General features: G+C 40.7%; 1 protein-coding gene. It reads left to right on the top strand.

Annotated elements, in window-relative coordinates:
• The first annotated feature begins 42 nt into the window (after positions 1–42).
• Positions 43–8,412, top strand: coding sequence for a non-ribosomal peptide synthetase (locus EWV84_RS07525; RefSeq protein ID WP_287077510.1), 8,370 nt, complete (start codon positions 43–45; stop codon positions 8,410–8,412).
• Positions 8,413–8,426: the final 14 nt, after the last annotated feature.

Here is an 8,426-nt window from a genome sequence, read left to right as displayed (position 1 = left end):
TACCGCCATCAACTACTATTTAGGGACAAAGTTAGAACAGCAATGGAAGCACATCTGGTTTCAATAGATTACCAAATTCGGCAACTTCAAGAAATAGATCCAGTAACTACTCTATTTGGTAATGTAAGTCAGAATAAAACCGGGGAGCAAGATAGCGTTATTGAAGTTATCTCTACAGATTTACAGAAAAAAATCAACAGTTTAACGGCAAATAATTCTGTTAATAATTTAGCATTTCATCTGGCTGTTGTCCAGGTTTTAATGTTTAAATATACTGCTCAAGTCGAGTTTGCTACGGCTACAGGAGCTTTGAATACAGAAAAATTAGATAGCCTGATATTTTGCCGATTCAATCAACATAATTTTAGTTCATTTAAAGATTTACTAAGAATCATTCGTAAAGATTTACAAGAAGGATATCGCCATCAAAACTATGCTCTGGATAGTTTGGTCAAAACCTTGGCAGCAAGAGGAGGAGAACTAGAGAATATTTTTGACGTTGCTGTGATCAAAGAAGGCCTGTGTGGGGACATTTCTTCGTTAAATAAATTTCAATTAGTTTTTGCCATAGCAGCGGATGATAGTGGTGTTTCTGTCACTTTTATTAAAGATAACTTTCCCAGAGATTTTGTCGAGAGAATGCTAGGACATTACCGGAAAATCTTAGAAACAGTGACGATTAATCCCGATATAGATTTGTCAGAAATTGATATATTAACGGCAAAAGAACGAGAACAATTGCTGATAGATTGGAATGATACGGCCATTCAATATCCTCAAAAGCAATGGATTCATCAGCTATTTGAAGAGCAAGCCAAACTTTACCCTGAGAGAGTGGCGGTCATTTTTGAAAATCACGAATTAACTTATCAAGAATTAAATGAAAAAGCCAATCAACTGTGTCATTACCTACAAAAATTAGGAGTAAAACCAGAGGAATTAGTCGGAATTTGTCTGGAGCGTTCCTTAGAAATGGTAGTAGGTTTATTGGCTGTTTTGAAAGCCGGAGGAGCTTACGTCCCCTTAGATCCTAATTATCCTCAAGAACGCCTAAGTTATCTATTAGAAGATACTGGGGTAAAAGTGATCATTACTGCGGAATTGCTGCGGGGATTGTTGGGGGAATACCGGGGGATTGTTGTTGCTTTAGATACAGATTGGCCAGCAATTTCTCAAGAAAGTCAGAACAATTGTGACAGTGGCGTAGCGGGGGAAAATTTAGCCTATGTTATTTATACTTCGGGATCTACAGGTAAGCCTAAAGGTGCGATGAATACTCATCAGGGTATCAGGAATCGTTTGTTGTGGATGCAGGATACTTATCAGTTAACTAACAGCGATCGCATTTTACAAAAAACCCCTTTTAGTTTTGATGTTTCAGTGTGGGAATTCTTCTGGCCATTATTAGCCGGTGCAACCCTAGTGGTAGCTAAACCAGAAGGTCATAAAGATAGTATCTATTTAATACAATTGATCCAAGAGCAGCAAATTACTACCCTTCATTTTGTCCCCTCGATGCTGCGAGTGTTTCTGCAAGAAACAGAGCTAAAAGAATGTAGTTCTCTCAAGCGGGTTTTATGTAGTGGGGAAGCTCTGCCATTAGACCTAACACAACGCTTTTTTGAGCATTTTAACTGTGAACTTCACAACCTCTACGGGCCGACTGAGGCGGCGATTGATGTGACTTACTGGCCCTGTTTACCGGGGAGTGAAAAAGCGATAGTGAGTATTGGTCAACCAATTGCCAATACTCAGATTTATATTCTTAATCCGCACTTACAACCAGTTCCTATAGGGATTGTGGGAGAATTACATATTGGTGGTATAGGTTTAGCTCGTGGATATCTCAATCGTCCCGAATTAACAGACCAGAAATTTATCCCTAATCCTTTTGCTAAGGTCGCAGGAGCAATAGGGGGAGAAATTAGGGCAAAATTATATAAAACGGGGGATTTAGCCCGGTATTTACCGGATGGAAATATTGAGTTTTTGGGGCGTATTGACCATCAAGTTAAGATTCGAGGTTTCCGGATTGAGCTTGGGGAAATTGAAACTATACTCAGTGAACATCCAGCAGTTGAGCAAGCGGTAGTCATTGCATCGGAGACAGAAACCGGCAGTAAAACACTAATTGCTTATGTTGTGGGTCAGTCTCAAGAGGGGGAACTCTTGGCGACTTCAGAAAAAGGGCAATTATTCGATGAGCAAATCGAGCAATGGCAAAGCCTCTATAACCAAATTTACAGCCAAACATCGGCAGATTCTGAGGGTATATTTAATATTGTTGGCTGGAATAGTAGTTACACGGGGGAACCTATCCAGGCTGCTCAGATGCGAGAATGGCTAGATGATAAGGTGAAGGTTATTCTCGCTCAACAACCTAAAAAAGTTCTGGAAATAGGTTGTGGAACCGGGTTAATATTATTCCAAGTTGCTCCCCATTGTCAGCATTATTGGGGAACAGATATTTCATCAGTAGCCTTAGACCATATTCAGCGAATTAATCAAGAAGGGCCAAAGCTGGAGCAAATAAGGTTATTTACCCGTACTGCCGATAATTTTGAGGGTTTGGAGTCAGAAGGATTCGATACAATTATCCTTAACTCGGTTGTGCAGTATTTCCCCCATATAGATTACTTATTGCGGGTTTTAGAGGGAGCTATCAAGGTACTAACTCCGGGGGGGTGTATTTTCCTTGGAGATGTGCGAAACTTGCAACTCATGGCAGCTTTTCACGCTGATGTAGAACTTTATAAGGCTAACCCTGAAGATTCGATTAGGGATTTTAAACAGCTTGTACAGAGGAAAATTGAGCAAGAAAATGAGTTATTCATTGACCCTGATTTTTTTAGAGCAATTCAGTCCTATTTTCCTCAGATTACTGAAGTCGAGATTCATCTAGAGAGAGGTCGATACCACAACGAATTGACTCAATTTCGTTACAATGTTGTTCTGCGGATTGGAACAATTGTGGATTTTAGCACCGACCTTCCAGAATTAAACTGGACTGAACAGCAGCTGACTTTATCTGAGGTGAGAAATCAACTGGGGACATCTGAGGGGTTAAGGGTGATAGGTGTCCCTAATTTGCGCTTGTTTGGACCTTTAAAAAGTGTGGAATTGTTGAACAATTCTCAAGACTTTGGGACAATCGAGGAATTTAAAGCGATTAAATCGGACATTATACCGGAAAATGCCGTAGAAACTGAAGATTTTTCGGCTTTAGCTGCGGATTTATCCCTTTCGGTTTGGGTAACTTGGTCTGATACTCCGGACTGTTACGATGTGATTTTTGCTCCGCTAGAAAATTCCCGTAGAAATTACATCGCTTTTACCCCCACCCACACCGCAAAACCTGAATGGCAACTTTATGCAAATCACCCTTTAAGGTCTAAGTTAAACAGTAAACTGATTCCCCAACTGCGGAGTTATCTGCAAAAGCAACTCCCAGAATACATGATACCCCATGCCTTTGTGCAATTGGATTCTATTCCTCTGACAAATAATGGAAAAATTGACCGTCGCGCCCTACCCTCTCCAAGCTATAACAGTTTAAGGAATTCGGAGAATTTTGTAGCACCTTGTACCCCTCTTGAGGAAATTTTAGCACTGATTTGGGCTGAAGTTTTGGGCATCGAAGAGGTTGGTATTCACGATAATTTTTTTGAACTTGGGGGGGATTCGATTCGGGCAATACAAGTGATCGCTAAGGCGCGACAAATGGGTTTTCATTTTTCCTTACCCCAATTATTGCAACATCAAACCATTCAAGAATTGGCCAATTGCGTTAGCTATGAAATTGATACTTTGGGGACTGAAAAAACGGAAGTTTTTAGTTTAATTCCTCAAGAAGTTCGCTGGGATTTACCGGAGGAAGTGGAGGATGCTTATCCTCTAACTGCTCTACAATTGGGGATGATATTTCATAGTGAATATCAGGGGAATCTGTCGGTGTACCATGATGTGTTTACCTATCATATTCGTGCTACTTTTAATTTTCCCGCTTTACATAGTGCTATTAAGGAGATTGTCCAGCGGCATCCGGTATTACGAACCAGTTTCGCACTCTTTGAATATCAGGAACCCCTACAATTAGTTCATCGACAAATCGATGTTCCTTTAGGATTAGATGACCTAACCCATTTATCTCCTTCTGAACAAGACACGGCTATTGATGATTGGATTGAGCGGGAAAAAATCCGCACTTTTGACTGGAATAGTCCTCCTTTATTTCGCTTTCATCTCCATCGCCGCAATCAGGATAACTTTAACCTAACTTTCAGTTTTAATCACTCTATTTTAGATGGTTGGAGTGTCGCCTCATTGCTCACAGAATTGTTACAACAGTATCTCTATCTTCTCGACAAAAAAGTTTTACCTCTTTCTCCCCCTCCAGATATCAGTTTTAGGGATTTTGTCGCCTTAGAAAAGAAAACTATTCAATCGACAGAATGCCAGAATTATTGGCAAGAAAAACTCAGAGATGTCACGCTGACCAAACTTCCTCAGTGGTCGAAATCTAATCAAGTTAATCAAGATTGGGATTGGTTAGTTCCCATATCTAGTCAGGTATCTCAGGGATTAAAACAACTCGGTAAACAAGTTGGAGTCCCCCTAAAAAGTGTTTTATTGGCGGCTCATTTTCGGGTATTAAGTTTACTGAATAATCAGAGGGATATTGTTACAGGTTTAGTCTCTAATGGACGGTTAGAAGTAGCCGATGGGGAAAAGATATTAGGTTTATTTTTGAATACTTTGCCCCTACGTTTAGAGTTATCTGGAGGTTCTTGGAGCGATTTAGTTAAGCAAGCTTTTGATGTTGAAAGAGAATGCTTATCTTGGCGAAGATATCCCCTGGCTGAGTTACAAAAAACTTTTGCGGGTCAACCTTTGTTTGATACGGCTTTTAATTTTATTCATTTTCATGTTTATCAAGGTATCATCGGGGTGCAAGATTTAGAGGTCTTGGGAGGGAAGTTTTTTAATCAAACTAATTTTACATTGTTAGCTAATTTTAGTCTTCATCCCCTTTCATCTGAAGTAGAACTTACCCTTAAATATGATGGGAATTATCTAGGGGAAAAGCAGATGGAGTTAATCGGAGGATACTACGAGAAAACTCTCATCGCTATGGCAACGGAAGGGTTAGAACGTTATGAGACTTGTTGTTTACTTTCTGAGCAAGAACAACATCAATTATTGAAAGAATGGAATGATACTGAGGTTCACTATCCAGATGACTGTATTCATCAATTGTTTGAGGAGCAAGTTAAGCGCAGTCCTGATGCGATCGCTATTATTGCAGAAAATGAACAATTAACCTACCGTCAATTAAACGAAAAAGCGAATCAATTAGGGCATTATTTAGGCAAAAAAGGGGTGAAACAGGAGTCTTTGGTGGGAATTTGCCTAGAACGGACAACTGAGATGGTTATAGGGTTATTAGCCATTCTCAAAGCAGGGGGAGCTTATGTACCTTTAGATGCAGCTTATCCAACTGAACGCCTCAATGTCATTTTAGGGGATGCCCAAGTTTCCTTGTTGCTAACACAAGAAAAATTAGTCGAGAAATTAGGGAATTATCCAGGGAATCTGGTGATATTAGAGGCAGAACCAAGAAATATAGCCCTAGAAAGTCCCGAAAACCTCTCTTTACCCGTAAGTTCCAGTAATACCGCTTATGTGATTTATACCTCCGGTTCAACGGGGAAACCGAAAGGGGTTGTCATTGAGCATCAAAGCACCACAACCTTACTGAATTGGTCCAAGGAAGTCTTTAGCAGTGAGGAATTAGCGGGGGTTTTGGGTTCTACGTCTATTTGTTTTGATTTGTCAGTATTTGAACTATTTTTGCCCTTGACTGTGGGGGGTAAGATTATTCTGGCCCAGAATGTTCTAGATTTGCCTAGTTTAAGTGCAGCCAAAGAGGTAACATTAATTAATACCGTACCTACAGCGATCGCCCAACTCCTGGAAATTGAGGCGATACCTGAGACTGTGCGAACGGTAAACCTCGCAGGAGAAGCTTTGTCTAATCAATTAGTCCAGAAGCTTTACCAGCAGGAAAACATTAAGAAAGTTTATAATCTCTATGGTCCTTCAGAAGATACCACTTATTCCACTTTTAGCTTAGTGCCTAAAGGACACCATGGACAACCGAGTATCGGCCGGCCTATTGCCAATACTGAAGTTTATATTCTGGACTCTTTTAAGCAACCGGTTCCTCTAGGAACTATTGGTGATTTATATATCGGGGGTGAAGGGTTAGCTCGATGTTATCTTAATCAACCTGAATTAACCGCCGAGAAATTTATCTCCAATCCGTTTAGCAATGAACCCAATGCAAAACTCTATAAAACAGGAGATTTAGCCCGATATTTACCCGAGGGAAATATTGATTTTTTGGGGCGGGGTGATAATCAGGTAAAATTGCGGGGTTTCCGCATTGAATTAGGAGAAATTGAGGCAACTCTAGGGACTTATCCCCAAGTTAAGCAAACGGTGGTGAAGGTTTGGGAGGACTCCTATCGGAATAAGAGGTTAGTCGCTTATCTAGTAGGAGAAAATGGCCCGATAAATACTGAGGATTTGCGTCGTTTCTTGGGACAGAAGTTGCCAGAGTATATGATTCCGGCTCTTTTTGTGTCCTTAGAAGCTCTCCCTCTGACTCCTAATGGAAAAATTGACCGTTCAAGATTACCCATCCCTGAGATACCTTGCACATCTGAGCAGGATTTTGTTCCCCCTCATACTCAGAAAGAAAAGATTTTGGCTAGTATTTGGCAAGATGTTCTCAGCATTAAACAAGTGAGTCGTTATGACCGCTTTTTTGAAGTTGGGGGCGATTCTATTCTCAGTATTCAGGTTGTCGCTCGCGCTCGTCAAGCCGGGTTGAAGATTACTCCTAAACAGATATTTGAATATCCTACTCTTGCTGAACTGGCTACAGTTGCCGATTATTCCACAGCCGAATTAGCTAAACAGGGTTTAGTGACGGGTATTGTGCCTCTCACTCCCATTCAACTGTGGTTTTTTGAGCAAAATCGCGCTGAAATGCACCACTTTAATCAGTCTGTCCTCTTAGAAGTTCCCCATCACCTGAAAGCTGATTTGTTAGCTCAATCTCTGAGAAAATTAATTGAACATCATGACGCTTTGCGGTTACAGTTTACTGTGGAGGAAGGACAATGGCAACAAGTCAATGAAGGAATGTCGGATGAAGTACCTTTTGAGGTGATTGATTTGTCTTCTATTCCTCAATCTCAGCAAGGGGAAACTCTCTTAGCAATGGCAACAGTTCAACAAGCAAGTTTAAATCTCTCTAGTGGACTATTAATCAAGGCCGTACTATTTGAATTGGCCCCCTATCAACCTAGTCGGTTACTGATTATTATTCATCACTTGGGAGTTGATGGTGTATCTTGGCGAATTTTGCTAGAAGATTTATTGATGACCTATCAACAGTTGGAAAGGGGGGAGAATGTAGAACTTCCTCCAAAAACCATAGCTTTTCAGGATTGGGCGCTTCTCTTGAGGGATTATGGACAAGGGGAAAAAGCGAAAGCGCTATTAGACTATTGGTTAACTCAACCTTGGTTAGAAGCGAGAAATTTACCTGTAGATAACGAGAGTGGAAAAGAAGACAATACAGTAGCGATGGCAAATGATGTCACGGTGACTCTAGATGAAGAACAAACCCGCACCCTCTTGCAAAAGGTTCCCGCTGCCTATAACACTCAAATTAACGAGGTTTTGTTAACCGCTTTAGCAGAAACTTTGACACAATGGACAGAAAATTTGACCATATCCCTTGATTTAGAAGGACACGGACGAGAAGATTTGTTCGGTGAGGTTGACCTATCGAGGACGGTAGGTTGGTTTACCAGTCTTTTTCCGGTTGTTTTGCGACTCCCCCCCGAAAATCACCCCGGTGAGCGACTCAAATCTATTAAGGAACAGTTACGAGCTATTCCTCACAGGGGAATTGACTATGGAATTTTGCGATATTTGAGTGATGATGCTGATATTAAGTCTAAATTAGCTGAAATTCCTGCCAGAGAAGTTTTGTTTAATTATTTAGGTCAATTTGAGCAAGGACGATTGCAAAAAGGGGATTGGAAATTAGCGGATGAGTCTAAGGGGCCTAATCACAGTCTTAAGGGACATCGTAGTCATTTATTAGAGATTACGGCCAGAGTTATAGAGGGACAGTTACAAGTAAACTGGACTTATAGCGCTCTCATCTATGAACGTTCGACGGTAGAATATTTAGGGCGCGGCTATAAAGAAGCTTTGCTGAAATTGATTGAGCATTGTTTATCTCCTGATGCTGGGGGTTACACTCCCTCAGATTTTCCAGTAGCGCAATTGAATCAACAGGAATTAGACGATATTCTGGCAGAAATTGACTAATAAGGAGAATCTTT

Source organism: Microcystis sp. M_QC_C_20170808_M3Col, assembly GCF_007095505.1.
Lineage (GTDB): Bacteria > Cyanobacteriota > Cyanobacteriia > Cyanobacteriales > Microcystaceae > Microcystis.
The sequence above is the reverse complement of the archived record's forward strand: the minus strand, read 5'-3'. Positions and strand labels throughout refer to the sequence as shown.